25 protein-coding genes are annotated in these 26,782 nt (G+C 51.7%); 9 read left to right on the top strand and 16 right to left on the bottom strand.

The window, feature by feature from the left end; all coding sequences use genetic code 11:
- Positions 1-196: 196 nt before the first annotated feature.
- Together clpB and EG028_RS02860 are read left to right on the top strand one after the other, a co-directional pair.
- Positions 197-2,797 (top strand): ATP-dependent chaperone ClpB, encoded by a 2,601-nt coding sequence (gene clpB / locus EG028_RS02865; protein WP_120514532.1) that lies wholly within the window; start codon positions 197-199, stop codon positions 2,795-2,797.
- A gap of 368 nt (positions 2,798-3,165) precedes the next feature.
- Complete coding sequence (locus EG028_RS02860) at positions 3,166-3,651, top strand: nucleoside deaminase (protein WP_120514531.1); 486 nt, start codon at positions 3,166-3,168, stop codon at positions 3,649-3,651.
- On the opposite strand, the gene EG028_RS02855 is transcribed toward EG028_RS02860, so the two are convergent.
- The 4 genes from EG028_RS02855 to EG028_RS02840 all read right to left on the bottom strand — a co-directional run bounded on the left by EG028_RS02855 (position 3,652) and on the right by EG028_RS02840 (position 6,796).
- Positions 3,652-4,005 (bottom strand): anti-sigma factor family protein, encoded by a 354-nt coding sequence (locus EG028_RS02855; protein WP_120514530.1) that lies wholly within the window; start codon positions 4,003-4,005, stop codon positions 3,652-3,654.
- A 36-nt stretch (positions 4,006-4,041) separates the two neighbouring features.
- Entirely contained in the window at positions 4,042-4,650 is a 609-nt protein-coding gene (locus EG028_RS02850; RefSeq protein ID WP_120514529.1) for an RNA polymerase sigma factor, read from the bottom strand.
- Positions 4,651-5,088: 438 nt separating this feature from the next.
- The gene (locus EG028_RS02845) at positions 5,089-6,240 is read right to left on the bottom strand and encodes a tetratricopeptide repeat protein (RefSeq protein ID WP_123864531.1); all 1,152 of its coding nucleotides are present in this window, start codon (positions 6,238-6,240) and stop codon (positions 5,089-5,091) included.
- Positions 6,233-6,796, bottom strand: coding sequence for an RNA polymerase sigma factor (locus EG028_RS02840; protein WP_120514527.1), 564 nt, complete (start codon positions 6,794-6,796; stop codon positions 6,233-6,235). Before EG028_RS02840 ends, EG028_RS02845 begins: the two co-directional genes overlap by 8 nt.
- 70 nt (positions 6,797-6,866) lie before the next feature.
- On the opposite strand from EG028_RS02840, the gene EG028_RS02835 reads away from it, so the two are divergent.
- A complete protein-coding gene (locus EG028_RS02835) occupies positions 6,867-7,628 on the top strand; it encodes a C40 family peptidase (RefSeq protein WP_120514526.1) in 762 nt (253 codons plus the stop codon).
- 292 nt (positions 7,629-7,920) lie between these two features.
- Here EG028_RS02835 and EG028_RS02830 read toward each other — a convergent pair whose 3' ends face one another.
- The 5 genes from EG028_RS02830 to purE form a co-directional block, all read right to left on the bottom strand.
- Positions 7,921-8,295 carry a sulfite exporter TauE/SafE family protein gene (locus EG028_RS02830; protein WP_120514525.1) on the bottom strand — a complete coding sequence of 125 codons (375 nt, stop codon included), beginning with the start codon at positions 8,293-8,295 and terminating at the stop codon, positions 7,921-7,923.
- Positions 8,296-8,302: 7 nt separating this feature from the next.
- On the bottom strand, positions 8,303-8,848 hold the full coding sequence (locus tag EG028_RS02825) for an inorganic diphosphatase (RefSeq protein WP_120514524.1): 546 nt from the start codon (positions 8,846-8,848) through the stop codon (positions 8,303-8,305).
- Between the two features lie 229 nt (positions 8,849-9,077).
- Positions 9,078-9,506, bottom strand: coding sequence for a DUF4878 domain-containing protein (locus EG028_RS02820; RefSeq protein ID WP_262707097.1), 429 nt, complete (start codon positions 9,504-9,506; stop codon positions 9,078-9,080).
- Between the two features lie 122 nt (positions 9,507-9,628).
- A complete protein-coding gene (locus tag EG028_RS02815) occupies positions 9,629-10,612 on the bottom strand; it encodes a PhoH family protein (protein WP_120514522.1) in 984 nt (327 codons plus the stop codon).
- 92 nt (positions 10,613-10,704) lie between these two features.
- Entirely contained in the window at positions 10,705-11,160 is a 456-nt protein-coding gene (purE, locus tag EG028_RS02810; RefSeq protein WP_120514521.1) for a 5-(carboxyamino)imidazole ribonucleotide mutase, read from the bottom strand.
- Positions 11,161-11,382: 222 nt separating this feature from the next.
- Here purE and EG028_RS02805 point away from each other — a divergent pair, with 222 nt between their 5' ends.
- Both EG028_RS02805 and EG028_RS02800 read left to right on the top strand, forming a co-directional pair.
- On the top strand, positions 11,383-13,989 hold the full coding sequence (locus EG028_RS02805; RefSeq protein ID WP_120514520.1) for a PAS domain-containing protein: 2,607 nt from the start codon (positions 11,383-11,385) through the stop codon (positions 13,987-13,989).
- 6 nt (positions 13,990-13,995) lie between these two features.
- A complete protein-coding gene (locus EG028_RS02800) occupies positions 13,996-14,388 on the top strand; it encodes a response regulator (protein ID WP_120514519.1) in 393 nt (130 codons plus the stop codon).
- 74 nt (positions 14,389-14,462) lie between these two features.
- Here EG028_RS02800 and rpe read toward each other — a convergent pair whose 3' ends face one another.
- The 6 genes from rpe to EG028_RS02770 form a co-directional block, all read right to left on the bottom strand.
- A complete protein-coding gene (gene rpe / locus EG028_RS02795) occupies positions 14,463-15,125 on the bottom strand; it encodes a ribulose-phosphate 3-epimerase (protein WP_120514518.1) in 663 nt (220 codons plus the stop codon).
- A 26-nt stretch (positions 15,126-15,151) separates the two neighbouring features.
- Entirely contained in the window at positions 15,152-15,958 is an 807-nt protein-coding gene (locus tag EG028_RS02790) for a tetratricopeptide repeat protein (RefSeq protein ID WP_162946219.1), read from the bottom strand.
- A gap of 21 nt (positions 15,959-15,979) precedes the next feature.
- Positions 15,980-17,275, bottom strand: coding sequence for a threonine synthase (gene thrC, locus EG028_RS02785; protein WP_120514516.1), 1,296 nt, complete (start codon positions 17,273-17,275; stop codon positions 15,980-15,982).
- A 3-nt stretch (positions 17,276-17,278) separates the two neighbouring features.
- On the bottom strand, positions 17,279-18,223 hold the full coding sequence (locus EG028_RS02780) for a homoserine kinase (RefSeq protein ID WP_120514620.1): 945 nt from the start codon (positions 18,221-18,223) through the stop codon (positions 17,279-17,281).
- A gap of 8 nt (positions 18,224-18,231) precedes the next feature.
- Positions 18,232-20,673 (bottom strand): bifunctional aspartate kinase/homoserine dehydrogenase I, encoded by a 2,442-nt coding sequence (thrA, locus tag EG028_RS02775; RefSeq protein WP_120514515.1) that lies wholly within the window; start codon positions 20,671-20,673, stop codon positions 18,232-18,234.
- A 425-nt stretch (positions 20,674-21,098) separates the two neighbouring features.
- Entirely contained in the window at positions 21,099-21,941 is an 843-nt protein-coding gene (locus EG028_RS02770) for a hypothetical protein (protein WP_120514514.1), read from the bottom strand.
- A gap of 252 nt (positions 21,942-22,193) precedes the next feature.
- On the opposite strand from EG028_RS02770, the gene EG028_RS02765 reads away from it, so the two are divergent.
- The 3 genes from EG028_RS02765 to hppD are packed head-to-tail and all read left to right on the top strand — an operon-like array spanning position 22,194 to position 25,564.
- A complete protein-coding gene (locus EG028_RS02765) occupies positions 22,194-23,351 on the top strand; it encodes a homogentisate 1,2-dioxygenase (RefSeq protein WP_120514513.1) in 1,158 nt (385 codons plus the stop codon).
- 34 nt (positions 23,352-23,385) lie between these two features.
- Positions 23,386-24,378 (top strand): aldo/keto reductase, encoded by a 993-nt coding sequence (locus tag EG028_RS02760; protein WP_120514512.1) that lies wholly within the window; start codon positions 23,386-23,388, stop codon positions 24,376-24,378.
- 55 nt (positions 24,379-24,433) lie between these two features.
- On the top strand, positions 24,434-25,564 hold the full coding sequence (gene hppD / locus EG028_RS02755) for a 4-hydroxyphenylpyruvate dioxygenase (protein WP_120514511.1): 1,131 nt from the start codon (positions 24,434-24,436) through the stop codon (positions 25,562-25,564).
- Between the two features lie 70 nt (positions 25,565-25,634).
- On the opposite strand, the gene EG028_RS02750 is transcribed toward hppD, so the two are convergent.
- The gene (locus EG028_RS02750; RefSeq protein ID WP_120514510.1) at positions 25,635-26,453 is read right to left on the bottom strand and encodes a glycoside hydrolase family 16 protein; all 819 of its coding nucleotides are present in this window, start codon (positions 26,451-26,453) and stop codon (positions 25,635-25,637) included.
- A gap of 133 nt (positions 26,454-26,586) precedes the next feature.
- Here EG028_RS02750 and EG028_RS02745 point away from each other — a divergent pair, with 133 nt between their 5' ends.
- Positions 26,587-26,775, top strand: a complete 189-nt coding sequence (locus EG028_RS02745; protein ID WP_120514509.1) for a hypothetical protein — start codon at positions 26,587-26,589, stop codon at positions 26,773-26,775.
- Positions 26,776-26,782: the final 7 nt, after the last annotated feature.

Raw genomic sequence — 26,782 nt, 5'->3', positions numbered from 1 at the left:
TTGACTGTAAGGGGTTAATAATGAAGGGAATAGACAAAATAACAGTCATTTCGTATATAAACTGAAATTAATGCAGTTAAACGACTGCGATCCTGTCAAAATAACCGGGAAAAACACCTTGGATCGACATTTGATCAACTGTAAACAAATCAAAAAACTAACCGTTAACCTTAAGGAGCGACAAAAGAGAAACAATATGAATCTGAATAATTTTACCATCAAGTCCCAGGAGACATTGCAGGCTGCACAGCAGCTGGCTTTTAATCACCGTAATTCGGCGATTGAAACCGGCCACATCCTGAAAGCACTGCTGGAAGACGACGATAACAGTATAGAATACCTGCTCAAAAAGAACGACGTGAATACGGGGTTCCTGGAGAGCAAACTCAACGAACAGATACAGAAATATGCCGTGATCGGGAATGGCGAAGGCGGGCAGGTACTGAGCAGGGAGGCGAACAACGTTATTCTCCGCGCGGGCTCCAGCATCAAGGAATTCAAAGATGAATTCGTGAGCGTAGAGCACCTGCTGCTGGGCCTTCTCGGCGGCAGCGACGATACCGCCAAATTATTAAAAGACGCAGGCCTTACCGAAAAAGGCCTGAAAGCCGCCATCACGGAGCTTCGTAAAGGAGGTACCGTGAATTCCCAGACGGCGGACGCTCAGTATAACAGCCTCGAAAAATACGCGAAGAACCTCAACGAACTGGCCCGCGCCGGTAAGCTGGACCCCGTGATCGGCCGTGACGAAGAGATCCGCAGAACCCTGCATATCCTTTCCCGCCGCTCCAAAAACAACCCGATACTCGTAGGCGAGCCCGGCGTTGGTAAAACCGCGATCGCGGAAGGACTGGCCCACCGCATCATCAACAGCGACGTGCCGGACAACCTGCATAACAAGATCATTTACGCACTCGACATGGGTGCGCTGATGGCAGGCGCCAAATACCGCGGCGAGTTCGAGGAAAGGCTGAAATCGGTCGTAAAAGAGGTGAGCGAAAGCAATGGTGACATCATCCTGTTCATCGACGAGATCCACACCCTGATCGGTGCGGGCGCGATGGAAGGAGCGATGGACGCCGCAAATATTCTCAAACCCGCGCTTGCCCGCGGTGAACTGAGGGCCATCGGCGCCACCACGCTGAACGAATACCAGAAATACTTTGAAAAAGATAAAGCGCTGGAACGCCGCTTCCAGAAAGTGATCATTGACGAGCCGAGCGTGGAAGACGCGATCTCCATCCTGCGCGGCCTCAAGGAAAGATACGAAAATCACCACCACGTACTGATCAAAGACGAAGCGATCATCGCGGCGGTAGAGCTTTCTCACCGTTATATTACGGACCGTTTCCTGCCGGACAAGGCGATTGACCTGATCGATGAAAGCGCGGCCAAGCTCCGCCTGGAAATGAATTCCATGCCCGAAGAGCTGGATGAGCTGGAGCGCCGCATCCGCCAGCTGGAAATTGAGCGGGAAGCGATCAAACGGGAGAACGATAAAGAAAAACTCAGCGAACTGGCGGCCGAGATCGCCCGCCTGAGCGAAGAACGCAACACCTTCAAGTCCAAATGGCAGCAGGAAAAAGAACTGGTGGATAAAGTACAGAACGCAAAAGCCGCCATCGAAGACCTGAAGCTGGAAGCCGAACAGGCGGAAAGGAACGGCGACTTCGGCAGGGTAGCGGAGATCCGCTATGGTAAGATCAAAGACCAGGAAAAACTGGCCGCCGATCTTACACAGGAGCTGAGCACCCTTTCTTCCAGCCATAAAAGGCTGCTCAAGGAAGAAGTAGACGCGGAAGACATTGCGGAAAACGTGGCCAAAGCCACCGGCATCCCGGTCACCCGTATGCTGCAAAGTGAAAAAGATAAACTCCTCAACCTCGAAGATGAGCTGCATAAAAGGGTAGTAGGGCAGGACGAAGCGATCGTGGCCGTGGCGGACGCCATCCGCAGGAGCCGTGCAGGCCTGAACGACCCGAAGAGGCCCATCGGCTCCTTTATCTTCCTCGGTACCACCGGCGTGGGTAAGACGGAGCTGGCCAAAGCCCTGGCAGACTTCCTTTTCGACGATGAAAGTATGATGACGCGCATAGACATGAGCGAATACCAGGAAAAACATGCCGTGAGCAGGCTGGTGGGCGCCCCTCCGGGTTATGTGGGATATGATGAAGGCGGGCAACTAACAGAGGCCGTTCGACGTAAACCATATAGCGTGGTGTTGCTGGACGAGATCGAAAAAGCTCACCCGGACACTTTTAACATCCTGCTGCAGGTGCTGGATGACGGCCGCCTGACGGATAACAAAGGCCGCGTGGTGAATTTTAAGAACACCATCATCATCATGACGAGCAACATGGGTAGCCACATCATCCAGGAAAACTTCGAAAAGATCAACGAAAGCAACCGCGACGAAATAGTGGACGCAACGAAAGAAGAGGTGATGGGCCTGCTGAAACAGACCATCAGGCCGGAGTTCCTGAACCGTGTGGATGAAGTGATCATGTTCCAGCCCCTGCTGCGCTCAGAAGTACGTGGAATTATTAACATACAATTACAACAACTGCGTAACCTGGTCAGCAAAAATGGCATGATATTGGAATTCTCAGATTATGCTATTGACTACCTGGCGGAACAGGGTTATGATCCCCAGTTCGGTGCCAGGCCGCTGAAGCGCCTGATCCAGAAGGAGATCATCAATCTCCTCAGTAAGAAGATCCTCGCCGGGGATATCGATAAGAACAAACCGGTGCTCGTGGATGTGTTTGACGGGGTAGTGGTGATCAGGAATACTTAAACAAGTCTATTCTAATACGACGATATACAGTTACAGGTAATACCCGGGTGAATCTTCGCCCGGGTTTTTTTATTTCCTTCAATGCCGTCAGGCCTAACGCATTATGAAATAGATCAAATTAATAATTTGTTTAATCTAATATACATGGTTATATTGTGCGTACGTACGCATACGTTACTGCCCGCATTCATTCGGCAAAAGCTTTTACGGCCGGCCTTGCCGGCCGTTTATCAAGATGTGTTGTTAGGATGATGGGGGTTAAAAGGCCTACAGGAAGGGCGCAGAGACCTGCGCCTTCCCCTGTACGGTTACGGAACGCTTTGATTTTCCGTACCTTTGGGGTATTAACCCGGAAAACAGAACGTAATATGTACCAGATCGGAGAAAGAGAGAAGAAGTTCATGGCGATGGCCATCGAATTGTCGCAGCGGGGTATGCGGAATGGGGATGGGGGGCCGTTTGGTTCCATTGTCGTGAAAGGGGACGAGGTAGTGGGGGAAGGCTGGAACCAGGTGCTGACCCACAATGATCCCACCGCGCACGCGGAAGTAGTGGCCATCCGCAACGCCTGCCGGAACCTCGGCACTTTCCAGCTCGACGATTGTGAAATATACACCTCCTGCGAGCCCTGCCCCATGTGCCTGGGCGCCATCTACTGGGCCCGCCCGCAAAGGGTGTTCTTCGCCAATACCAAAGAAGAAGCAGCGGCCATCCACTTCGATGATTCCTTTATTTACACGGAGATAGAATTGCCGCACGGGCAAAAAAAAATACCTTTTATCGCCTTCCCGCATGAAGCCGCCCGCGAAGTGTTCCGCGAATGGGACCGGAAAGAGAACAAGAAGTTGTACTGATCATTTGGCGGTACCGAAGTGGAAGATCCAGTAAAACGCGAGCAGCAGGAATATCACTACCAGGGTTACGATGGCAATGTAGAGATAGGATTCGGATTTCCTCCTCCTGCGTGTTTTTTTGCGGAGTTTTTGCAGCACGTTGTATTTGGCCTGCCGCAGCCAGCCTGGTATCTGGTCTTTCTGAGAGATAGCCGTCAAACCTTCCACTGCTTCACTGCATAGATCGCAGTCCTGCAGGTGAAGTTCCACCTCGTGACGTTCCTCCGCGCTCAATTCCCCCTTTACGTACGCCAGCAGCTGATCCTGGCTGGGACAAGCTGTCTTAGTGAATATGTCGGCAAAATGTTCGTTCATATCAAGCAGATGATCGCTACTGCATTTAACTGCAAGTTAGCGTTTATTTTTACTGTACTTTTCCAATAATATTTTGAGGTTCCTTTTTCCATTCTGTATGTAACTTTTAACCTGTAGCAGGCTGTATCCCGTCTGTTCCGTTATTTCCTGGTAGGATTTTTTATCCAGGTAAAACATGCGCACACAAAGCGACTGTTCTTTATTCAGTTCTCCCAACGCCCGCTCCATGTTTTCCAGCATCGTATCCTTTTGTACGTATACCTCCGTCGAAACGTCTTCCTGCTGGGCGGTGCCGGGCATATAATCCTCCTTCAGCTCCAGTTCCTTATGATGCCGCAGCTGCATGAGGCAATGATTCCGCGCCACCTGGTAGATCCAGGCTTTGAAGTACACCACATCATGTTTATGGATATCTGACAATACTTTGAGGAAGATCTGCTGCACACTGTCCCGCGCGTCTTCTTCATTTTTCAGGTATTTCATACAAAGGCCGAGCAACAGGATGGCGTACCGGTCAAACAATATACCTATCCAATCGCCATTCCCATCGGTCTTATACCGCTGTAACAATTCCTGATCACTCAGGTTCTGGTGTTGTTCGGAGGGATTCACCCCAGTAAGATAGTGTTCTTCTCCTTTTTCCATAAATTTTACCTTCTTAATTTTTTAAAAATGAAACTGGGCAGTGTTCCTTATGGCTGGGTGCTCAGTCATTTTTAAAAAATTAAGAAGGTAAAATTTGCCCATGTACCCCAGGACTGCGATTGGCTGGGGTGAATTTACATGTGAGCCGGGGAGTAGTAAGGGATGGAGTAGAGGATGGAGTAGAGAATAGAGTAGAGAATAGAGTAGAGAATGGAACAGAAGATAAAGGATAAAAATACCCTTCCAAATTGCACAATCCGCAAAATAATATATCCGGTCCCGGTAGCAGCATAAAGAAACAAATCCGTATCCAGTCTGTGAAATACCAGGTTTGTTTGGGAAAATTTTTAACCCTGAATTTTTTTATAAAAAGCTGTGCCCGCTGCCCTGAAAGACAACCGCCCAGTTCTTTTTATAAAAAAATTCAGGGTTAAAAATTCAGTTGATGGTGTTGAGTTCGGCTTGGGCCATGGATTTCATGTTGCCTTCCATTTTGATGATCTCTTTAAAAAGCCTCCTGGCTTTGCCGTTCTGGCCTTTGGTTTTGTAGATCATGGCCAACTGATATTTGGCCCTTTCGGAATATTTATCGTTGCCGGAGAGTTTTTTGAACTGGTTGGCGGCCTCGTTCAGATCGCCCTGCTGTTGGTATTGCATGGCGGCGCGGAAGAGGGATTCGTCTCCCGAGGCGGGAGATTTGGGCTCTTCGGTTTTGGATTTATTGGTGGGTGTGTTTGTATTGTTTGCTGTGCCGCCGCTGGTCTTTTCCGGTTCTTTTGCCGGTACGTTTTCACCGTCCTGCGCTTCAAACTTCTGGTCTTTCGGATCTTTCAGTTCCTGTTTTTTAGGATCGTCTTTAGGTGGCGGTGCGTTCAGTGCCATGCGGGTGTTTGTATCCGTGGCGGGGAGTTTGGCCGCGCTGTCTTTCAGCGGTTTCTTTTTAAGGGATGTGGTATCCTTTTTTGCCAGTGCGGCCGGAGGCGTGATGCCCGCGGTAACGGATGCGGTGTTTGTTTTATTGATGGAGTCCCGGGCGCTGGCGTTGTATTGGGTATGAATGACCGATGGTTTGCCGGTGCCGGAGGATACGGACTGGTAGTTCGGGTCTATGGTGGCTGTGGGCTCTTTTGCGGCTGCCGGTATGATCAGTGCGTCCGTTGTGCGGGAAGGCAGGGTGGCGAGCGCGGGCCTGTTCTTCAGGTGCTGCTGCAATAGGAAAATGCTGCCGCCGCCGATGGCTACGAACATAATAGCCCAGAAATAGGAGAGCAGGCTTTCCGTCGTTTTATGCTGCTTCACCTGCCGTTGCAATTGTTTTTTGGCGGGTTGCGGCGGCGGGGTGAACTCGCGGTGGATGAACTGGCTGAGCTCCTGGGTGAGGTGACTGTATTGTTCATGCAGGTGATGATTGCTCATGGCGTGGAGTGCGTCATGACAGAGATCGCAGTCAACAATATGTTGTTCCACCAGGTGTTTTTCCACGGGTGTCATGTTGCCGCGGTGATACCGGAGCAGTTGATCCCTGTTGATGCAGCGTACAGGGGTAAAGATCTTGAGGACCCTTTCTTGCCTTGGAGAGTGATTATTCATAAGCCACGTCCTTCAGTTGTGTTGCTATTTTCTTCCTGATGCCTTTCAGGGAGTTCCTTACTTTGTCCGCCGTAATATGCCGGCGTTGTGCAAGATCCTGCAGCGTCTGGTGTTCGAGATAAAAGCCTGTTAAAAGTTCTGCTTCTTCTTTGCTCAGCTGGCTCAGCGCCTGCTCTATGCGGGCGGTAAGCGTTGCTTTGGCGATCGGGTTGTTGCCGGCCTGTTCTACCTGTAATTCCAGTCGCTGTATGGCTTGTGATGGCGGAGGTATATATTGGGCAGTTGGTTTGTTGCCCTTCACGAAATAACTTTGAACTATTGCATATACGGTTTCGTTTATCTTACCAAACGAAGAGGAGAGTTGGGTAAACAATTGACGGGTTATTGCGGGAAATACTGTTTCAGCTGGTTTCTCTTTAGAAAGCTTCGGCATACAAACCGCTACCAGCAGATGGCTGTACCGGTCCAGCAGAACGCCGGCGGCTTCGCGGTCCTGTAGCTTCCGCATGCGGAGCAGCAATTCCTTGTCGTTTAGGTTATTTAACTGGAGGTGCATATGCTTATTACTATATTTACGCAAAACCGGGTTAAAAGTTCACCCAGCCCACATATTTTAAACAATTAACATGCCACTCGCCATTACTATCGTGCCGGTGATGCCGCTGCGCGCCGAGCCTTCTCACAAAAGTGAAATGATCTCCCAGGCAATTTTTGGAGAATGTGTTGAAACAGAATCAGTTAATTCGGATGGGTGGATTAAAGTGCGTTTGCAGTACGACGGGTATGAAGGCTGGATTACTTATTCCCACCTCGAAACGATTACAGCTGAATTATACAACGCGCCATATACCCATGTAGCCACGCAATGGGCGGCCCGCCTGGGACTGAACGGCCAGCCGGTGTATATTCCGTACGGCAGTTTACTCAAACTCGGCAGTTCCGATTGGGGAAATGTGAAAGTGACCGCCGAATCAGGAATTGAGCCGTTTAAGGACGTTAAATCTCCTCATCTGGCCTGGCGCCCCATTGCCCATACTTTCCTGAATACAGCCTATTTATGGGGCGGAAAGACGGTTTTTGGCGTCGATTGTTCCGGGTTTACACAAACCGTGTATAAAATCCTCGGTATTCCACTCCTGAGGGACGCTTATCAGCAGGCTACACAAGGTGAAACGGTATCCCTCATCCAGGAAGCAAAGCCCGGCGACCTCGCTTTTTTTGACAATGAAGCGGGGAAAATAACCCATGTAGGGCTGATGCTGAACGAACAGGAGATCATCCACGCTTCCGGCAAGGTACGCATCGATCCTATCGATCATCTCGGGATCGTGAATGCGGATACGGGCGTGAGGACGCACAAGCTCAGGCTGATCAAAAGGATGTTCTGAGGCAAAGCCTGGTGGCTTACAAAAGTGGACTTTTCAAAGGTGTAGGTCAAGGGAAGGCTGCCATTTTTGCCTAAAAGGACGATCAAAATGGCAGCGGGTGGGGGTAAGTATGCTTTTGATACGCTTTTGATATGCTCTTGCTATGCTTTTGATATGCTTCAGGTACCGTTATAATGTTTCGGTCTTGTCCTGATAAGGCTTACACCCACTCCGGACCGGCCGGTAAAAAAATGACCGGGAAACATTACCTGCTTCCCGGTCATCCGGATATTCAAAATGTAAAATTAGTCATTCAGGACTTGTCAAAAAACAACATCTTCACCGCCACCGCGATCATAAAGAGCGCGAACACTCTTTTTACCAGTGTTTCGGGCAGCGTTACCGCCAGTCTTCCGCCGATAAAACCGCCCAGTACAAAGCCGATGGCAATGAACAGGACCAGTTTGTAATCCACGAACCCCTGTTTGTAATACTGGATCACCGCCAGGAAACCCACGGGCAGCATCAGCATGCCCAGGGAAGTGCCTTGCGCTTCATGCTGGCTCAGGCCAAAGAAGTACACCAGCGCGGGTATCAGGATGATGCCGCCGCCTATACCCACCACACCGGAGAAAACACCGGCCACGAGGCCCAGCAGGATCAAACCGAAGATGAGGGGTAACGGCATATGCGTGTTAGTTTTGTTGTCCGAAAGTTTTATCGTACAGGTCAAACGCGTCGTTGATGATCTGTTCCGCCTTCGCTTTGTTCTGGAATTCTTCCACTTTCACGGTTTTGTTCTCCAGTTTTTTGTATTCTTCGAAGAAGTGACGGATCTCTTCCAGCAGGTGCGGGGGCAGCTCGCTGATGTCGTTGATGTGGTTCACGCTCATGTCGTGCGCGGCCACGGCGATGATCTTATCGTCCGCCTCGCCGCCGTCTATCATCTGCATTACGCCTATCACCTTTGCTTCCACGATGCACAGGGGCACGCAGTCTATCTGGGAAAGGATGAGGATGTCCAGCGGGTCATTATCGTCGCAGTATGTTTTAGGGATGAAGCCGTAGTTGGCCGGATAATACACGGAAGAGTACAGCACGCGGTCCAGTTTCAGCAGGCCGCTTTCTTTATCCAGTTCGTATTTGGCGCGGGAGCCTTTTGGAATTTCAATAATGCCTGTTACCGAGTGGGGCACGTTATCACCTGGGCTTACGCTGTGCCATGGATTCGTTGTCGTCATTCAATGATTCTTTTAAAAAATTAGGATGTGTTTCACGTCTACAAATGCATACCGGTGTGGCCGGGGCCATAAAACAGGAATACTGATATCCGGGCGGTGGACTGGGCGGTTTTAACTGGCGGAAAGCCGGTTTTGCTGCCCAGGGAGCCTGAATATCAGTAACCTGCCGGTTTGTAAAGGCGCAAAATTAAGGAACAAACCGCGAATAACTATAAAATATTGGAGGGAATCAGTGAGCTGTGGAAGAATCCGTTGTCTGCGGGGCCATTGAGTTCATATCCATGGTGCCCGGGGCTACGTAGGTAGGAAGGATGCTTTCAAGTGTCAGGGATATTTTCCATTGACCGCTTTCCTTTACCAGCTGGAGGGTTTCCTGCTGGCTGGCGGAAGAGTTGAGAATGGTAACAGTCGCTTTATCTCCGTTTTCCTGGTGATTTACTACTTCCAGTTTGGCATTTTTGATCTTTTCACGTTCATTTTCATTGCGTTTGCCGTCAAAAATGGAGTAAAGCAGTATAACCTGTTGTGATTCTTTGGTAGCAAATTCCTTCGCGCGCTCAAAATTGGATTCCTGTATAGCGTGCATAAATTCCAAGGCAACCTCTTGCGGTTCAGGTCTTTTTTTACAACTAGTTAAAAATATTCCCGAGACACACATCAAATAAACAATTCGCCTGTAATAGCTCATGTGGTTGATAGGTTAAAGTTATAATGTCATTAACAAAATTAACAGGAATCATTCAATTGCGCAACTTACAACAAATGGCTGTTAAAACCGTGTTAATTGTCGTTCCTTCTTTCCTGGCCGGGCTCGTCGCTGGCTGCATCGTAAGCCTTGATGATGGCCTTTACGAGGCGGTGGCGTACCACATCTTCCTCATCCAGTTCAAGATACCCGATACCGTCGATGTTCCGGAGGATGCGGGTGGCTCTGCCGAGGCCGCTCTTCTGGTTCTTGGGAAGGTCTATCTGGGTCAGGTCACCGGTAATGATTGCCTTGGCGGAGGAACCGATACGGGTGAGGAACATTTTCATCTGCAGGTCCGTGGAGTTCTGCGCTTCGTCCAGGAGGATAAAGGCATTGTCCAGCGTACGGCCTCGCATGTAGGCGAGGGGTGCGATCTCGATGATCCTGTTGGTCATAAAATAACTGAGCTTATCCGGCGGGATCATGTCATCCAGTGCGTCGTACAGGGGGCGCAGGTAGGGATCGATCTTTTCCTTGAGGTCCCCGGGCAGGAATCCCAGGCTTTCCCCTGCTTCCACAGCGGGGCGGGTGAGGATGATCTTGCGTACCGCCTTGTTCTTCAACGCTCTTACGGCGAGGGCTACAGCAGTGTAGGTTTTACCGGTACCGGCAGGGCCAATGGCAAAAACGATGTCGTTTTTGTCCGCCAGCGCCACCATTTTTTTCTGGTTGGCGGTTTTGGCGCGGATGGTGCGGCCGTTCGGGCCAAATACCAGCACTTCGTTCGGGTTGCGGTCCTTAAAGTGATCGATGCCCGTGCCTTCCTCTTCGCCCAGTATCTGCTCGAAATAATTTTCGCTCAGGTGCCCGTTGCGCTCGAGATAACTCACGATCTGCCCGATCTTTTCTTTGGCGGTGGCCACTTCTTCCGGCGCTCCGGAGAGCTTCAGCTGTGTGCCGCGGCTAAGGATCTTCAATAAAGGGAACTTCTTTTTTAATAAGTCCAGCTTTCCGTTGTTCACCCCGAAAAATTCAATGGGATTTACGTTGTCCAGGTTAATGATCGATTCTGTCAAGTGCGGTTCATTTTAGATGTCTGCATTTCGGATCTGAACTGGAAAGTCAGGATGCGTGAGCCAGGGGGCCCGCGCATCCTGAAAATAAAGTGCTAGACCCGGTATCCGTTCTGTTTGAACGCTTCTACGCGTTCTGCAATTTTTTTGTTGCTCAGGGCAATGATCCTTGCCGCCAGCACCGCCGCATTCTTTGCACCAGCCTTGCCTACTGCCAGGGTGCCTACCGGCAGCCCCGCGGGCATCTGTACAATGGAATACAGGGCGTCCACACCGCCAGGCAAGCCCCCTTCTAAAGGAACGCCCAGCACCGGGAGGGAAGTGTAAGCTGAAACCACACCCGGTAACGCAGCCGCCATACCAGCCGCTGCAATAATCACACCATAACCCTGAGGTTGGGCATTGATAACCAGTTCGCGCACCTTGTCCGGATTCCGGTGGGCTGATGCCACGATCATTTCACTTTCAATGCCAAAATACTGGAGGTAATTCTGCGATTCCTGCATCACAGGTTTATCGCTCTCGGAGCCCATGAGAATTAAAACTTTCATCCTGTTGTTTGATAATTAATCTGCTATAGTTTAACGTAAAATAGGAACTATTGTTTCCTGCTCAAAGATATTTAAAAGTAAGGAGCCCACCACACTTACCCCCATGTGAATTTTTTGAAAACACGCATAACTGCCTTTATCACATAATAATAGCATGAATTTGTATAATATAACCCCTATATTTGACCCATCCCAACCGCCTATGCCAAATTGAATAATTCCATGAACATTGCCCTGCTGAGCCAGGTGGTGGAGGCGCTGCCGGACCCCGTAGCGGTGTTTGACGCACAATTGCGGCTGGTAACCCTGAACAGCGCCTTTGTGGAGGAAAATAAAAGATACCTGGCTATAACATTCAAAGCAGGAGACAGCCTTTTACGCCTTTGTGACGCGGCACCACATGTAAGAGGCGAGGCACTTGAACACTGGCAGCGCGCCCTCAGCGGCGAACGCTTCACCCTTGTTGTGCCCTTCGGCGATCCCCCCCTTCATTATAAGATCAGTTACAGCCCCCTCTACAATGGCGACGATACCGTGCACGTGATGATGATCATCCGCAACGTGCAGCAGGAAACGGAAGCCCGCCGGAACGAACGGTTTTTCCGCAGCGTACTCGAAAACCTTCCCGTGGGCCTCCAGGAGTTTACACCGGACGGCTGGCACCGGAATATGAACACCGCCCAGCGCCATATCCTTGGCGAGGACCACCCCGCCAATAACGGGCCATACAATGTATTTGAAGACGGTTTTAACCGCCGCACCGGCCTCACCGCCCTGCTGGACGAAGTAAAACAGCGCAAAGGCCCCGTTAAAAAAGAAATGCTGCTGCGGTATTCCGAAATACACGACGAAAATGTGACCCGCATCCAGCCGCTGTATTATGACGTGACGGGCTTCCCCGTGCTGGACCTGCAAGGGGAGATCGCTTACCTGTTCATCATTCTCAGCGAGATCACCGAAAAAAAACTGGCCGTGCTCAGCCTCGAAAAAAGCGAGCGGCTGCTCTATACCATCGTGGAACACCTACCCGTGGGGTACATCCAGTTTGATAACTTCGGATTCATCCGCCGGGTGAACCAGACGCAGCGCCGCTTTTTCGCCAGCACCGGGCTGGAAGAGCAGCCGGACAGCAACCTGATACAAGACCCCTTTGCCCGGCTCTTTGAGCTGGACCAGCTGTTTATGCAGGTATTGCAAAAAGGCAAAATGATCCGGCTGGAAAAAAAACTGGAATTCCAGGTGCACAACAATGGCGGCAAAACGGACCGGGAAGTGTTCCTGGACCTCACCATGTTCCCCGTGGAAGACCCCGTGGACAAAGACCAGATCGTGGTGGCGCTGGTGAACGATATCACGGAAAAAAAACGCCAGGAACTGGAGAACGTCAAGACCCACGAATTCCTGCTCCAGACCGGCGAGATTGGCAAAATAGGCGGCTGGGAGGTGGATATGACCACCCGGCAGATGCGCTGGGGCGCCCAGACCTACAAGATCCACGAGCTGCCGCCTTTTACGCATATGACCTACGAAAAGTCGCTGTCCTTTTTTACGGAAGAATCGCGCAACCGCGTGGAGCTGGCCGTGACCGCGTGTATGCAGCGGGGCAAGGCCTTCGACCTGCAGATCACCGTGAACACCGCCAGGAACAACGTGCTGCAATGCCGCATCATTGGCAAACCCGAATACCGCAACGGGCGTATGGTGCGCATCTATGGCGTGATACAGGATGTGACGGAGCAATATAAAATACGCAACCAGCTGACGCGGAACGCCGAGCTGATGCGGCTTTTCTTTGACACGATAGACATGGGCTATGCCGTTATGGATAAAGACGGGAAGGTGAATTTTATCAACCGCAAGGCGCAGGAGATCGTGGATCATGGCAAGGTGATAGGGCGGAATATCTTTGAAGTGTTCCCCACGCTGGTGGGCTCCACCTTCCACGCCCGGGTGCAGCAGTGTATGATGTTGCAGGCCCCCGTATCTTTCTCCAATTACCTGCCCGCTACGGACAAATGGTACGAATTCCTGCTGGCGCCCATGCAGGACGGGAACATCTCCATTTTCACCCGGAACATCACGGACAGCAAAAAGATGCAGCGGGAACTGCGGAAGGCAAATGAACAACTTTCCTCGCTCAATAAATACCTGGTGAACCAGAACAAACAATTGGAGGATTTCGCGCACATCACCTCGCACAACCTGCGCGCGCCCATTGCGAACCTCAAGGCGCTGATGCAGATCATGAACGATACGGACGGCGAACAGGAAAAAGAGCTGTACCGCGGCATGTTCCAGGAAGTGATCAAAAATATAGACGAAACGCTGAACGACCTCATAGAAGTGGTGCAGATCAGGAAAGACCTGAACGTGGAGCGCGAGCGCCTCGTATTTTCCGAAAGGCTGCAGAAGGTGAGGGATATATTATTCGTGGATATCGAAACAAGTGGGATTGAACTGATAACAGACTTCAGCGAAGCCCCGTACATTGAATATCCGCGCATTTACCTGGACAGCATTTTACAGAACCTCCTTACCAATGCCATTAAATACCGGGCTACGGACAGGAAACCCAGCCTGAAGCTGCAAAGCCGGATGGTGGACGGCGGGGTGATGCTTACGGCGGAAGATAACGGCATGGGGATCGATATGGAGCGGTATGGGGCGAAACTTTTCGGGTTCAGGAAAACGTTTCATAAGAACAAGGATGCCAAGGGAATAGGACTATTTATTACAAAAAGCCAGATAGAAGCCATGGGCGGAAGCATTCATGCTGAGAGCCAGCCTGGCGCAGGAACCAAATTTATCATTACCTTCAGCCCCGAATAGTAATCTATGAAGCCGCTACGATCGATCTTTATAGTAGACGATGACCCCATTCACCAGCAGATCACCGAGATCATGCTGGACCGTTTAAGGGTTACCAACGACGTCAAAAAATTCTCCGATGCCCAGGACGTGCTGGATCACATCCGGCTCCACATCGCCGAGCCCGCTTCATTGCCGGACATTATTCTACTGGACCTGAACATGCCCGTGATGGATGGATGGGAATTCCTGGAAGCCTTCTCCGCCGTGCGCGGCACGCTTCCCAAACCTGTGAAGGTCTATGTGCTTACCTCTTCTATCGATGAAAGGGACCGCCAGCGGGTGGGTATGTTCGACTTTGTGGAGGGTTATCTTACCAAGCCGCTTACGAACGACATTATCCTCAGCCTGGCGCGTTAGCGGTTCATGAAAGGCATGTCTTTGCCGGCCGGGTACTTCACCGGCTGCCGCGATGTATTGATCTCATCGTTACTTCAGGAATTGTGTTTTAAAGCGCGGATCATTTCCACGGGGTCTTTTGCGGAGAACACGGTATTGCCCGCGACCAGCACATCGGCGCCGGCTGCGATGACGGCCTTGCTGTTGTCTAGCGTTACGCCGCCATCCACTTCAATCAGCGCCTTTGAGCCTGACTGATTGATCAGGGCCTTTACCTGCCTGATCTTTTCGTATGTCTTTTCTATAAAATGCTGCCCGCCAAAACCGGGGTTCACGCTCATGACCAGCACCAGGTCCAGGTCCGCGATGATATTTTCCAGCTGGCTCACGGAGGTATGGGGGTTGAGGGCTACGCCCGCCTTCATGCCCAGGCCTTTGATCTGCTGGATATTCCGGTGCAGGTGGCGGCAGGCTTCGATATGTACGGTAAGGATATTGGCGCCCGCTTTGGCAAAGGCTTCAGCATATTTCTCCGGCTCTTCGATCATTAAATGCACATCGTTCACCTTCGTGCTTATTTTGGTAACGGCGGCGATCACCGGCAGCCCGAAACTGATATTGGGTACAAAACGCCCGTCCATCACATCCAGGTGAAGCCAGTCCGCCTCGCTGTTATTGATCATGTTCACATCTTTTCCTATTTCCAGGAAATTGGCGGCGAGTAAAGAGGGGGCGATAAGCGGTGTTTTCTTTTCCAAGCGGGATGATTTTAAAGATTACAAACCTACTGATTTTTAACGGAATCGAGGAGCTGGCGGGCTTCCGGGAAGTTTTTCCTGAAAGAAAGGGCCTTGGTGAGATCGTCTATGCCCGCGGGCTGATTGCCCAGCGTAAGCAATGCGCGGCCGCGAAGGTAAAATGCATCGGCATTGGTGGGATCCGCTTTGGCCGCCATATTGTAATGCGGCAATGCCTCTTTCCATTTGCCATACTTCGACAATAAATTCCCCAGGCCGATGTAAGCCGGGCTGTAGGCTGGATCGAGTGCAAGCGTCTGTACGTATTGTTGCCTGGCCTGTGTTTCCTTTCCCTGGAGGTTGTATACCTCAGCAGCGGCGTAACTGGCTTCCGCGGAGGTGGAATCTATCCGGGAGGCGAGGGTGTACAGTTCCAGGGCCTTGTTATATTCTTTTTTATCCAGCAGGAGGTCACCGGTGAGCATGACGGCTTCGTATTCGCTGCTGTCTTTCCGGAGGCCAATGGCTTTGGTAAGGTGCGTGATAGCGGTGGCGGTGTCCTTCCGGTTCAGGGACGAGAGGCCGTAGATATAAAAGGCATTGGGAAGGGTGGCAGGGTATTTTTCGAGGAAGGCTGCCTGGCTGTCCGCGGCGGCGTAATTCCCCTGTTCAATAAGTGCGTTGGCCAAAAAGATGCGGGTGGCAGCGTCTGAAGGTTTGATCGCAAGGTCTTTGCGCATATTGTCTATCGCTACGCTGAGGGAATCTGTTACAACCGGTGTTTTCTGCTCGTTGCCGCTTTGCTGGCAGGCTGCAAAAAACACCGGTATGCATAACACATAAAAAAGTTTCATAGTCCCAAACATAGGGAATTTTTATTGCATCAGCCAGGCCTTCATATCCGCATAATCGGCGTTCATGAGTACGGATTCCTTGCGGTGGCCATTCATCTGCTGCACGCGCTCAGGCACGGCGATAGCTTCCTGCAATCCCGCCGGCATCACGTTGGCGAACTTCACCGGGTGGGCGGTTTCAAGGAAGATGCCGGTAACGCCCGGGTGTTTTTCCATATATTTTTTCAAGCCAAGGTAACCCACCGCGCCGTGCGGGTCCATCAGGTACTGGTGTTCGCTGTGCACTTTTTTCATGGCGGCCACGGTTTCTTCGTCCGTGAAGCGGTAGCCGGAAAGGGTGGCTTTTAGCGCCCTTTCGTTTTGAGCGAACAATTGAAGGATACGCACAAAGTTGCTCGGGTCCGCCACGTCCATGGCATTGGAGAGCGTGGCGATAGCGTTGTGCGGCTCATATTTTCCGTTGGCAAGGAAACGCGGCACGGTATCGTTCACATTGGTGGAGGCGACGAAGTGTTGTATGGGCAGGCCCATGGCGGCGGCCATCAGGCCGGAGCAGATATTGCCGAAGTTGCCGCTGGGCACGGATATGACGGTTTCCCTGTGCCACTGTTTTATCTTCCGGTAGGCCATAAAATAATAGAACATCTGCGGCAGCCAGCGGGCTACGTTGATGGAGTTCGCGGAGGTGAGCGGGCGGTGCGCCTGCAACTCGCCGTCGAGGAAGGCGGTTTTGACCATCCGCTGGCAATCGTCGAAGGTGCCTTTGATCTCCAGTGCGCGTATGTTCCGGCCCAGGGTGGTGAGCTGTTTTTCCTGCAATTCGCTCACTTTGCCGGAAGGGTAGAGGATCACCACTTCCACGCCCGGCACGTCATAAAACCCATGCGCCACTGCTCCGCCGGTATCGCCGGAAGTGGCTACCAGTACGGTCACCGGCTGTTCCGCGGCGCGCCTGAAATAACCCAGGCAGCCGGCCATAAATTTGGCGCCCACGTCTTTGAACGCGAGGGTGGGGCCATGGAATAACTCCAGTGCATACACGTTTTCTTCCACTTCGCGCAGCGGGAAAGGGAAGGTGAGCGTTTCGCGGATGATCTGGGTGAGGTATTGCACGGGAATGTCGTTGCCCACGAAAGGCAGTATCACCTTGCGGGCGATATACTGAGGATCGTATTCGTCCAGCCGTTCGATAAAGTCCTTGTTCAGCCTGGGGATCTCCGAAGGGAAATACAGCCCCTTGTCCGGCGCCAGGCCCTGGATCACGGCTTCCCTGAAAGAGGCGCGGTGCTGGTGGTTCTGTAAGCTATAGTATTGCATGGGTTAAATGTTTATGGCTTTTACGCCGGAGTTGCCGATGCGGGATACGTAAATTTTGTAATCCACGCCCAGCGGCGCATATATGTTTTCCATCATGGCGGCCACAGCGCGGGCATTGTCTTCGCCCTTGCTCAGCATGAACACGGAGGGGCCGCTGCCGGAGATGCCTCCGCCGAGGGCGCCTGCTTCCTTGCAGCGTATTTTCAGGTCGTGGAAGGCGGGGATGAGGATGGAGCGGATGGGCTCCACGATCACATCTTCCAGCGCGCGGCTGATGAGGCCGTAGTCTTCCGTGTAAAGGCCCGCTACCAGCGCACCTACGTTGCCCCATTGACGGATAGCGTCCTTGAGCAGTACCTGCTGTTTCAGGATGCCCCTGGCGTCTGACGTTTTTACTTCTATCTGCGGGTGGATCACGGTCACCCAGAGGTCCTGCGGTGTGTGGAGCTTGATCACGTCCAGCGGCTGATAACTGCGCACGAGCGTGAAGCCGCCGAGGATGGCCGGCGCCACGTTGTCCGCATGGGGTGTGCCACAGGCCAGTCTTTCCCCTTCCATGGCAAAACGGATGAGCGCGTCCGGGGAGAAATAGTTGTCCAGCAGCATATTGCCGCCTGCCACGGCGCCCGCCGCGCTGGCCGCGCTGGAGCCGATGCCGCTGCCGGGATGGATGTTCTTTTTGATGGACATTTCGATGCCGATCTCCGGTTTGCCATATTCCTGGAGGAGCGCCATCAGGGCCACGCCGGCCACGTTCTGCGATGCTTCCAGCGGCAGGTCCGCCCCTTCGATGGAGGTGATGCGCACGCCCGGTTTATCACTCAGGTGCAGTTCCATTTCGTCGCCGGTGCCTTCCAGCGCGAGACCTATTACATCAAAACCGCAGGCTACGTTGGCTACGGTAGCAGGGGAAAATACCTTTACGGATCTTTTGTTTGTTTGGCTCATATCTTTCATTATCGTACGGTTCTGATGATGTCTGCAAATATGCCGGAGGCGGTAACGTCCGCACCGGCGCCCGCGCCTTTTACGATCAGCGGCTGGGCGGAATAACGGCTGGTGGTGAACAGTACGATGTTGTCTTTGCCTTCCAGCTGGTAAAACGGGTGCTGCGGGCTCACGGACTGCAATCCCACGGATGCTCTACCGTTGTGGTAGCGGGCTACGAACTTCAGGCGTTCTCCTTTGTCCGCGGAGGCTTTCAGCAAAGCCTGGAAATGCGCGGCGTGTACGTCCAGCTGCTCGTAAAAGGCAGGTACGTCTTTGGCGTTCAGGCATTCGGAGGGCAGGAAAGAAAGGTTGTCTATATCTTCCATTTCCAGCACGGCACCACTCTCCCGGGCCAGTATCAGGATCTTGCGCATCACGTCTTTCCCGCTCAGGTCTATCCTCGGGTCCGGCTCGGTATATCCTTCATCCTGCGCGGCTTTTACGACCTGCCGGAAGTTGGCCCCGTTCACGAAATTGTTGAACACAAAATTGAGGCTGCCGCTCAGCACCGCTTCGATGGTCTGTACTTTATCGCCGCTGCGCACCAGGTCGTTCAGGGTATTGATGACAGGCAAGCCCGCACCTACATTGGTTTCGAAAAGGAAAGAGGCGTTGAATTTCCGTGCCAGGTCTTTCAGTTTTTTGTACTCCGCATATTGGGAAGAACACGCGATCTTGTTACAGGTGACCACCGAAATGCCATGTTGCAGGAAATTACTGTACATGCCTGCAACGGCATCGCTGGCGGTGTTGTCCACAAACACGCTGTTGCGCAGGTTCATGTCCAGGATATGTCTGGCAAACAGCTCCTGGTCCATTTCATGGCCTGCTTCCAGCTCTTCTTTCCAGGTACTGAGGGTGATGCCGCTTTCGGAGAAACGCATCTTGCGGCTGTTGCCCAGCGCGATGATGCGCACCTGCAGGCCCAGCTCCCGCAGCAGGTATTCCTGTTGCAATTGCAGCTGCTCCAGCAGTTTGCCGCCCACGTTACCGGTGCCGGCCACAAACACGTTCACCTGTTTGGTCTCCGATTCAAAAAAGGCTTCGTGTATCACGTTCAGCGCTTTTTTGACGTCCGCTTTGTTGATCACCGCGGAGATGTTTTTCTCCGTAGAGCCCTGCGCGATAGCCCTTACATTGATGGCGTTGCGGCCCAACGCGCCGAATAGTTTGCCGCTCATGCCATGATGGTTTTTCATATTGTCGCCTACTACGGCCACGATGCAGAGGTCTTTTTCAACGATCAGGGGTTCAATACGTTTGTCGTGGATCTCTTGTACGAACTCGCTGTCTACCGCCGCTTTGGCGCTGAGCATATCGTTTTCGAGGATGCCTACGGTAATGGAGTGTTCCGAGGAACTTTGAGTAATGAGTATCACGTTCACTTTTTCGCGCAGCAGGGCGTCGAAGAGGCGTTTGGAGAAGCCGGGGATCCCTACCATGCCACTGCCTTCGAGCGTGAGCAGGGCTATTTTCTGGATGCCGGAAATGCCGGTCACCGGGAAAGGTTTTTCGCCGTTGTCCTGAATCAGTGTGCCGTAATCGTCCGGGGCAAAGGTGTTTTTGATCCAGATGGGGATGCGGCGGTTCATAACGGGTTGTATGGTGGGTGGATAGATCACTTTGGCGCCGAAGTGGGACAGTTCCATGGCTTCTTCGTAAGAGATACGCGGGATGGCGATGGCCTGTGGCACGAGGCGCGGGTCCGCGGTCATCATGCCGCTCACGTCCGTCCATATTTCGAGCACGCTGGCGTCCATGGCCGCGGCGATGATGGCGGCGGTATAGTCGGAGCCTCCACGGCCGAGGGTGGTGGTGTCTTTGTCGCTGTTGGAAGCGATAAAGCCGGGAAGTACGACGAAGCTGGCCGGCTGGTGCTGGAAAAAGGCGGTGACCTGGTGGTCTGTGGTGTCAAAGTCTACCAGTGCATGCCCAAACTGTGCGTCCGTGGCGATGAGGTCGCGGCTGTCTTTCCAGGCTGCGTTCAGCCCCATCTGTTTGAGTTTTTCGGCTACCATCCAGGAGGAGAGGAGTTCTCCGAAGCTCATGATCTTGTCCTGGCAGCGGCGGCTAAGCTCGCCTACCTGGAAGATGCCGTCGCAGAGGGCTTCCAGCTGGTTGAGCTGTTTTTTTACTTCGCTGAGGAGACTGCTTTGTACGGTAATGGGGAATAACGCGCGGATGGTGTCCAGGTGTTTGATCTCTATTTCCTGCAATACGGATTTGTATTGTTCCTGGCATTGCCCGGCCAGCTGGCCGCACTGGATCAGTTTGTCCGTGATGCCGCTCATGGCGCTTACGACAATGGCCATGTTGCCTTTACGTTTGTATTGCGCTACGATATTGCAAACCTGCTCTATGGCCTTTGTACTGCCTACGGAAGTACCGCCGAATTTTAAAACCTGCATTGTAAAAAGGATGTTGAATGGATATAAAAGGGGTGTTCCCTGCTTTGCGGTGTACCAGTGTTACCTGGCCGGTGGACGATATGAAAAATTAACCCCGCGATGGGGTTGTGGTGGTTGTGGTTGTAATAATAGTGCCGCGCACTCCGGAGGAGGATGGAGTAATACGGATTATATGTGAGTTGAATAAATGCACTATTATTTTATGACTTTAGTATTACAAAGGTTAGGAATAAAAACGGGAAATGCAAGTGGGTTTTGGAAATTTAGAAAACGTCTAAATATGGAAAGGGCATAAGATTTCCCAGGCATTTCAGCGTGAAATGCTTCACCGTGGCGGATATACGTTGTGGGGATGAGTCAGCCCGCTGCCGTAGGGGTACTGTTATGGGTTAGTGTCTATTACAATAATATGACAAATAGTGTTTTTATTGGTGAGTGCTGGCTTTGGTATTTTCTTCCAGTTCAAATTCCACGGTTTCTTCATAAAAAGCACCGCAGATCAGCCATGCCCATACGCCGGCCAGCGCAATGGTGATGACTGCGATGATGGTGCCTGGAGGAATATCGCCGTAAGGGAGACGGGTTATCTTACTTACGGGCATCACCACCAGGATGTTCAGATTGTAATAGAGCCCGATGACGATCACTTGTACCAGGAATCCCATTATCGCCAGTATTTTTATCTGACGGGCATAAGGCCCGATCCGCTGGCCGCCCGCGGCTTTGATAAAAGTGATGGCGGCAAACAACGGCACTGCCAGGGCATTGAATATATTCATGAAGGTCATCAGCCAGTAATACAGTTCCCTGGCGCTTTGCTGTTCGCCAAGACCCAGGGAGGAATTCATGTATACCGTCGTCATCCTGATATTGTAATACATTTCTATCATCACCGGTATGGTGAGAATGGCGGATAGGCTGAAGAAACTCACCCATGCGGCGCCCGGCGTTTGGTTTGTGAATTCCTGGAAGGAGGAAGGCGCCTTTTCATTCCTGCTGAAAGCAGCCGCGATCAGCCCGCAGCCGATCATCATGATATGGGCGCCCACACGGAGGCTATAATTGATCCAGATGAAATTCATGCCGTATTCTTCCTGCAAACCCTCCAACGGCAGGAAAAACAATATTTTCATAACCAGCAGCCCTGCTGCTGTGCCCAACAGGAAAAAGATGAGTGTTGCGCTGAATATAAATCCCGCCCAGCTTTTGTAATATTGCCCGGCCAGTTTGGCAAATCCGTTGAAGGTATTGATGAAGGAGGTCCACATAGGTAATAGGTATAATCTTCTCAATATATAAAAAAAATTTCCCCCGTATCCGAAAAAGACATAATTTAGCCCGACAATCCTCATGCACAGTTCGCTTACATACAAAAATCAGTGCAATTACTGCTTCCTCATGGCCACACTCGCCATGGATTCGGCTTTATAATCTTCCCGCTTTCCGGCAGCCCCAGGGCTAATTCGTGACTACGTCATCTAAATGGCCGGATACTTGTTATTTATTTAATAAACCCAATTATGCCTCATTATCACACATTAGGGCAGATTCCGCATAAACGGCATACACAGTTCCGTAAGCCGGACGGTAAGTTGTACTCGGAACAGCTTTTCTCCACGGAAGGTTTTTCCTCCCATTATTCCCTGCTGTACCACTGCCATCCGCCCACGGAGATCATCAAAGTGGGAGAGCCCTACAGCGTGGCGCCCGCCGTGGCGGAAGAAAAAATGCTGAAACACCGCAGCTTCCAGGGCTTCAACGTACAGCCGGAACCGGACTACCTGAAAAGCCGCAAACCAGTGCTGGTGAACAGTGACTGCCACCTCTCGCTGGCAGCGCCGCAACACAGCACCAAAGATTATTTTTATAAGAACGCCGATGCGGACGAACTACTTTTTATACACGAAGGCAGCGGCATCCTGCATTCACAATACGGGCAATTGCAGTTCGGCTATGGCGATTATATCGTCATACCCAGGGGCACCATATACCAGGTAGAGTTTTCCAATGCGGACAACCGCCTGTTTATCGTGGAATCCTTCAGCCCGCTGCGTTTCCCGAAAAGATACCTCAGCCCTTACGGGCAGCTGCTGGAGAACTCGCCCTTCTGCGAGCGGGACATCCGCCAGCCGCAAAACCTCGAAACCATCGACCAGGCGGGAGACTTCACCATACTCGTAAAAAAGAAAGGCGTGATGTACCCCCTCCACTACGGTCATCATCCCTTCGACGTGATCGGCTGGGATGGCTGCGAATATCCTTTCGCATTGTCCATTCACGATTTTGAGCCCATCACCGGCCGTGTGCATCAGCCGCCGCCCGTACACCAGACCTTCGAAGGGCACAACTTCGTAGTGTGTTCTTTCTGCCCGCGTATGTTCGATTATCACCCGCTGGCCGTGCCCGCGCCGTATAATCACAGCAATATCGACAGCGACGAAGTGCTGTATTACGTAGACGGGGATTTTATGAGCCGTAAACACGTAACCCGCGGTATGATCACCCTGCACCCGGCCGGTATTCCGCATGGGCCGCACCCGGGAGCGGTGGAAAAAAGCCTGGGGGCGAAGGAAACAAAAGAACTGGCGGTAATGGTGGATACCTTTCACCCCTTGCAGATCACGGGCGATGCGCTGAACATTGAAGATCAGCAGTACGTAATGAGCTGGGCGGAATAGTTTTCCGGGTATTACTTTTAGGAAAAATTAAAGCATGGAATACAGACAACTCGGAGAAAGCAATGTAAAAGTTTCGGCCATCACCTTTGGCGCATGGGCTATTGGCGGATGGATGTGGGGCGGAGCGGAAAGAAAGGACGCCAGGGAAGCCATCAGGGCGTCCATCGACAAGGGCGTCACCTCTATTGATACGGCGCCCATTTACGGCCAGGGCACCAGCGAAGAAATTGTAGGCGAAGCCCTGGAAGGCATACAGCGCGACAAAGTGCAGCTCCTGACCAAATTCGGTATGACCTGGGAAGGCACCAAAGGCACATTCGGCTTCAGCAGTACGGACAACAGCGGTAAAGCGATCGATATTTATAAATACGCCGGTAAAGAAAGCGTGATCCGCGAATGCGAGGAAAGCCTCCGCCGCATGAAAACGGATTACATCGACCTGTACCAGATCCACTGGCCCGATGCAACAACGCCCATCGAAGAAACCTTTGAAGCATTGCTGCGCCTCCAAGAGCAGGGGAAAATACTTGCAGCGGGCGTGTGCAATTATAACGCGGAACAAATGAAACAAGCGGATGCCGTGATAAAACTCGCGTCCAACCAGGTGCCTTTCAGTATGGTGGAGCGCAGCATCGAAAAGGAACTGGTGCCTTACTGTATAGAAAATAATAAAGGCATCCTGGCTTACAGCCCTTTGCAGAGAGGGATACTGACTGGCAAGATCAAACCGGGGCATAAGTTTGAAGCCGGCGATCACCGGCCCACTACAAAGTTCTACCAGCCGGACAATATCGCGCGCATCAATGCTTTCCTGGGGCTCATCAAGCCGCTTGCCGAAAGTAAAAATGCAACGCTGGCACAGCTGGTCATCCGCTGGACCATCGAAAGGCCGGGCATTACCGTGGCGCTGGTAGGCGCCAGGGACGCGAACCAGGCGATCCAGAACGCAAAGGCGATAGACATCAAACTGGCACCGGAAGAGATCGATTTTATCAACAAACACCTGTATGCTTTGAGCTTAGTATAAATCAATCACCAATATCAACACCAAAACAATCTTTTTTAAAACCAATCCATTTTTTATGAACAGTGCAGCAGTAAAACCAATACCGGTGCAGGAAGAGCAGGATTTCCTGCCTTTGCTCGGTACGGACTACGTGGAGTTTTATGTCGGCAATGCCAAACAGGCCGCGCACTTTTACAAAACAGCCTTCGGGTTTCAATCACTGGCATATGCCGGGCCTGAAACCGGCGTAAAAGACCGCGTATCTTATGTACTGGTGCAGAACAAACTCCGTTTTGTGCTCACCACACCGCTGCGCCCGGGCAATGAAATGTCCATGCATGTGGACAATCATGGGGACGGCGTAAAGGTACTGGCCATCTGGGTAGACGACGCGCGGAGAACTTTCGAGGAGACGGTAAAAAGAGGGGCGAAGCCTTTCCTGGAGCCGGTGACCGAGAAAGATGAATTCGGTGAAGTAGTACGCAGCGGTATCCATACCTACGGCGAGACCGTGCACATTTTTGTGGAAAGGAAAAACTACAACGGTCCTTTCCTTCCCGGGTTTAAAACATGGGACAGCAAATACAATCCCACCAGCACCGGCCTGCAATATGTAGACCATTGCGTGGGCAACGTAGGCTGGAACGAAATGAATACCTGGGTGGATTTTTACGGCCGTACCATGGGTTTTCACAACCTCGTTTCTTTCGACGACAAGGACATCTCCACCGAATATTCCGCCCTTATGAGCAAGGTGATGAGCAACGGCAACGGTCGTATCAAATTCCCGATCAATGAGCCGGCGGAAGGGAAAAAGAAATCGCAGATCGAGGAGTACCTCGACTTCTACGGCGGCCCTGGCGTGCAGCATATCGCCATTGCTACAAACGACATCGTGCACACAGTGGGAGAATTGCAGCACCGCGGTATTGAATTCCTTACCGTACCTGCATCCTATTACGAAGACCTGTCCGCGAGAGTGGGGGACATAGACGAGGACATAACGCCGCTCCGTGAGCTGGGCATACTCGTGGATCGTGATGAGGAAGGTTACCTGCTTCAGATTTTTACCAAACCCCTGCAGGACAGGCCTACACTGTTCTTCGAGATCATCCAGCGCAAAGGCGCCAAATCCTTCGGGAAAGGCAACTTCAAGGCGCTGTTTGAATCGATAGAAAGAGAACAGGCGCTGCGCGGGAATTTATAAATCTTTTTACTACTACTATTAGGTTACAACAAAATCAATTCGGCACCGCTGGTCTTCTGGCCGGCGGTTTTTATTTCTGGTACACCCTGATGTAATCCACCACCAGCTGAGCGGGAATATGTGCATCCGGTATCTCTTCCCCGCCCTGGCCGAGCGCGAGGTTCACCAGCAGGTAAAAATTCTCCCTGAAAGGATTGTTCCCCTTTTTATGATTGACGGTCCGGGTAAGGTCCATGGAATTGATCACCTTACCGTCCAGCAGGATATCCATTTTGTTTTCATCCCATTCCAGCACCCACTCGTGGAAGTCTTTGGCCCATTGTTCCCCGCCCCAGGAAGCAACGGGGAATTTCCCGGTGTTCCAGGCTACTTTGTTATCGCCTTCCCAGGCCCAGTTTGCCAGCAGGTCGCCGCGGTAGAACTCCATGATGTCCACCTCGCCGCAGGCCGGCCAGCCACCGGCGGCGCGGCTGCTGCCCAGCATCCAGAACGCGGGCCACATGCCTTTGCGAACGTCTATCTTCGCTTTCATCACCACCCTGCCGTATTTGAAATCAAATTTGCCTTTGGTGATCATGCTGGTGGAAGTATATTCCGCGTATTCCCGGTTGCGCTGCCAGGCTTTACTGGAAGGGTCGTAATTCGTGTTTTTCAACCTTTCTTTCCTGGCTTCGATCACGAGCATACCGTTCCGGCAAACGGCGTTGTCCGGCTGGTACCATTGCGGCTCGTTGTTGCGCACAAAACCCCGCTCATAATCCCATTTACCGGGATCGGGAGCGCCATCTGTGTTAAATTCATCGTTCCAGATCATTTTATAGCCGGAAGTGTCCGCGGGGGCGGGAGAGGGCAAGGCGAGCATCGCCAGGAACAGGGTTTGGAGCAGCATGTGGTTGTTTTTAAGGTTAACAAAATAATAAAAAACGGCGTGGGTGTTCAGTTTTTTACAGCCGTTTCATAAGAAATTTATCATATTTAACCCCCTTTTACCCACTAAATCTTTATATTTGACGTTAATATTTATGGATTTAAGGGACTTATTCGGGTATTTATTTATCCTGGCCGGTTTGCTACAGTTGCTGACGGCCTATCTGATCTTCGCGGGCCAGCGCCATTATGTGCTGCGCTTTGCCAACCGTAAGGTCGGTTCGATAATATATGTTATTTTTGCATTTGTATTGTTCTACCTGGCGTATTATTTCCTGGTATGAATTTGGA

Source organism: Chitinophaga barathri (genome assembly GCF_003807585.1).
Classification (GTDB): domain Bacteria; phylum Bacteroidota; class Bacteroidia; order Chitinophagales; family Chitinophagaceae; genus Chitinophaga; species Chitinophaga barathri.
Note: the sequence above shows the minus strand (reverse complement) of the source record. Positions and strands in the feature narration are given on the sequence as shown.

Excerpts from the sequence above, each read along its gene's own strand:
- EG028_RS02850 (WP_120514529.1), bottom strand. The coding sequence starts at position 4,650 with ATGGAAAAAGGAGAAGAACACTATCTTACTGGGGTGAATCCCTCCGAA.
- EG028_RS02820 (WP_262707097.1), bottom strand. The coding sequence starts at position 9,506 with ATGTGTGTCTCGGGAATATTTTTAACTAGTTGTAAAAAAAGACCTGAA.
- hppD (WP_120514511.1), top strand. The coding sequence starts at position 24,434 with ATGAACAGTGCAGCAGTAAAACCAATACCGGTGCAGGAAGAGCAGGAT.
- thrC (WP_120514516.1), bottom strand. The coding sequence starts at position 17,275 with ATGCAATACTATAGCTTACAGAACCACCAGCACCGCGCCTCTTTCAGG.
- EG028_RS02800 (WP_120514519.1), top strand. The coding sequence starts at position 13,996 with ATGAAGCCGCTACGATCGATCTTTATAGTAGACGATGACCCCATTCAC.
- EG028_RS02805 (WP_120514520.1), top strand. The coding sequence starts at position 11,383 with ATGAACATTGCCCTGCTGAGCCAGGTGGTGGAGGCGCTGCCGGACCCC.
- EG028_RS02770 (WP_120514514.1), bottom strand. The coding sequence starts at position 21,941 with ATGTGGACCTCCTTCATCAATACCTTCAACGGATTTGCCAAACTGGCC.
- clpB (WP_120514532.1), top strand. The coding sequence starts at position 197 with ATGAATCTGAATAATTTTACCATCAAGTCCCAGGAGACATTGCAGGCT.
- EG028_RS02745 (WP_120514509.1), top strand. The coding sequence starts at position 26,587 with ATGGATTTAAGGGACTTATTCGGGTATTTATTTATCCTGGCCGGTTTG.
- EG028_RS02765 (WP_120514513.1), top strand. The coding sequence starts at position 22,194 with ATGCCTCATTATCACACATTAGGGCAGATTCCGCATAAACGGCATACA.
- thrA (WP_120514515.1), bottom strand. The coding sequence starts at position 20,673 with ATGCAGGTTTTAAAATTCGGCGGTACTTCCGTAGGCAGTACAAAGGCC.
- EG028_RS02750 (WP_120514510.1), bottom strand. The coding sequence starts at position 26,453 with ATGCTGCTCCAAACCCTGTTCCTGGCGATGCTCGCCTTGCCCTCTCCC.
- EG028_RS02780 (WP_120514620.1), bottom strand. The coding sequence starts at position 18,223 with ATGAGCCAAACAAACAAAAGATCCGTAAAGGTATTTTCCCCTGCTACC.
- purE (WP_120514521.1), bottom strand. The coding sequence starts at position 11,160 with ATGAAAGTTTTAATTCTCATGGGCTCCGAGAGCGATAAACCTGTGATG.
- EG028_RS02835 (WP_120514526.1), top strand. The coding sequence starts at position 6,867 with ATGCCACTCGCCATTACTATCGTGCCGGTGATGCCGCTGCGCGCCGAG.
- EG028_RS02845 (WP_123864531.1), bottom strand. The coding sequence starts at position 6,240 with ATGAATAATCACTCTCCAAGGCAAGAAAGGGTCCTCAAGATCTTTACC.
- EG028_RS02830 (WP_120514525.1), bottom strand. The coding sequence starts at position 8,295 with ATGCCGTTACCCCTCATCTTCGGTTTGATCCTGCTGGGCCTCGTGGCC.
- EG028_RS02825 (WP_120514524.1), bottom strand. The coding sequence starts at position 8,848 with ATGACGACAACGAATCCATGGCACAGCGTAAGCCCAGGTGATAACGTG.
- EG028_RS02860 (WP_120514531.1), top strand. The coding sequence starts at position 3,166 with ATGTACCAGATCGGAGAAAGAGAGAAGAAGTTCATGGCGATGGCCATC.
- EG028_RS02790 (WP_162946219.1), bottom strand. The coding sequence starts at position 15,958 with ATGAAACTTTTTTATGTGTTATGCATACCGGTGTTTTTTGCAGCCTGC.
- EG028_RS02855 (WP_120514530.1), bottom strand. The coding sequence starts at position 4,005 with ATGAACGAACATTTTGCCGACATATTCACTAAGACAGCTTGTCCCAGC.
- EG028_RS02840 (WP_120514527.1), bottom strand. The coding sequence starts at position 6,796 with ATGCACCTCCAGTTAAATAACCTAAACGACAAGGAATTGCTGCTCCGC.
- EG028_RS02760 (WP_120514512.1), top strand. The coding sequence starts at position 23,386 with ATGGAATACAGACAACTCGGAGAAAGCAATGTAAAAGTTTCGGCCATC.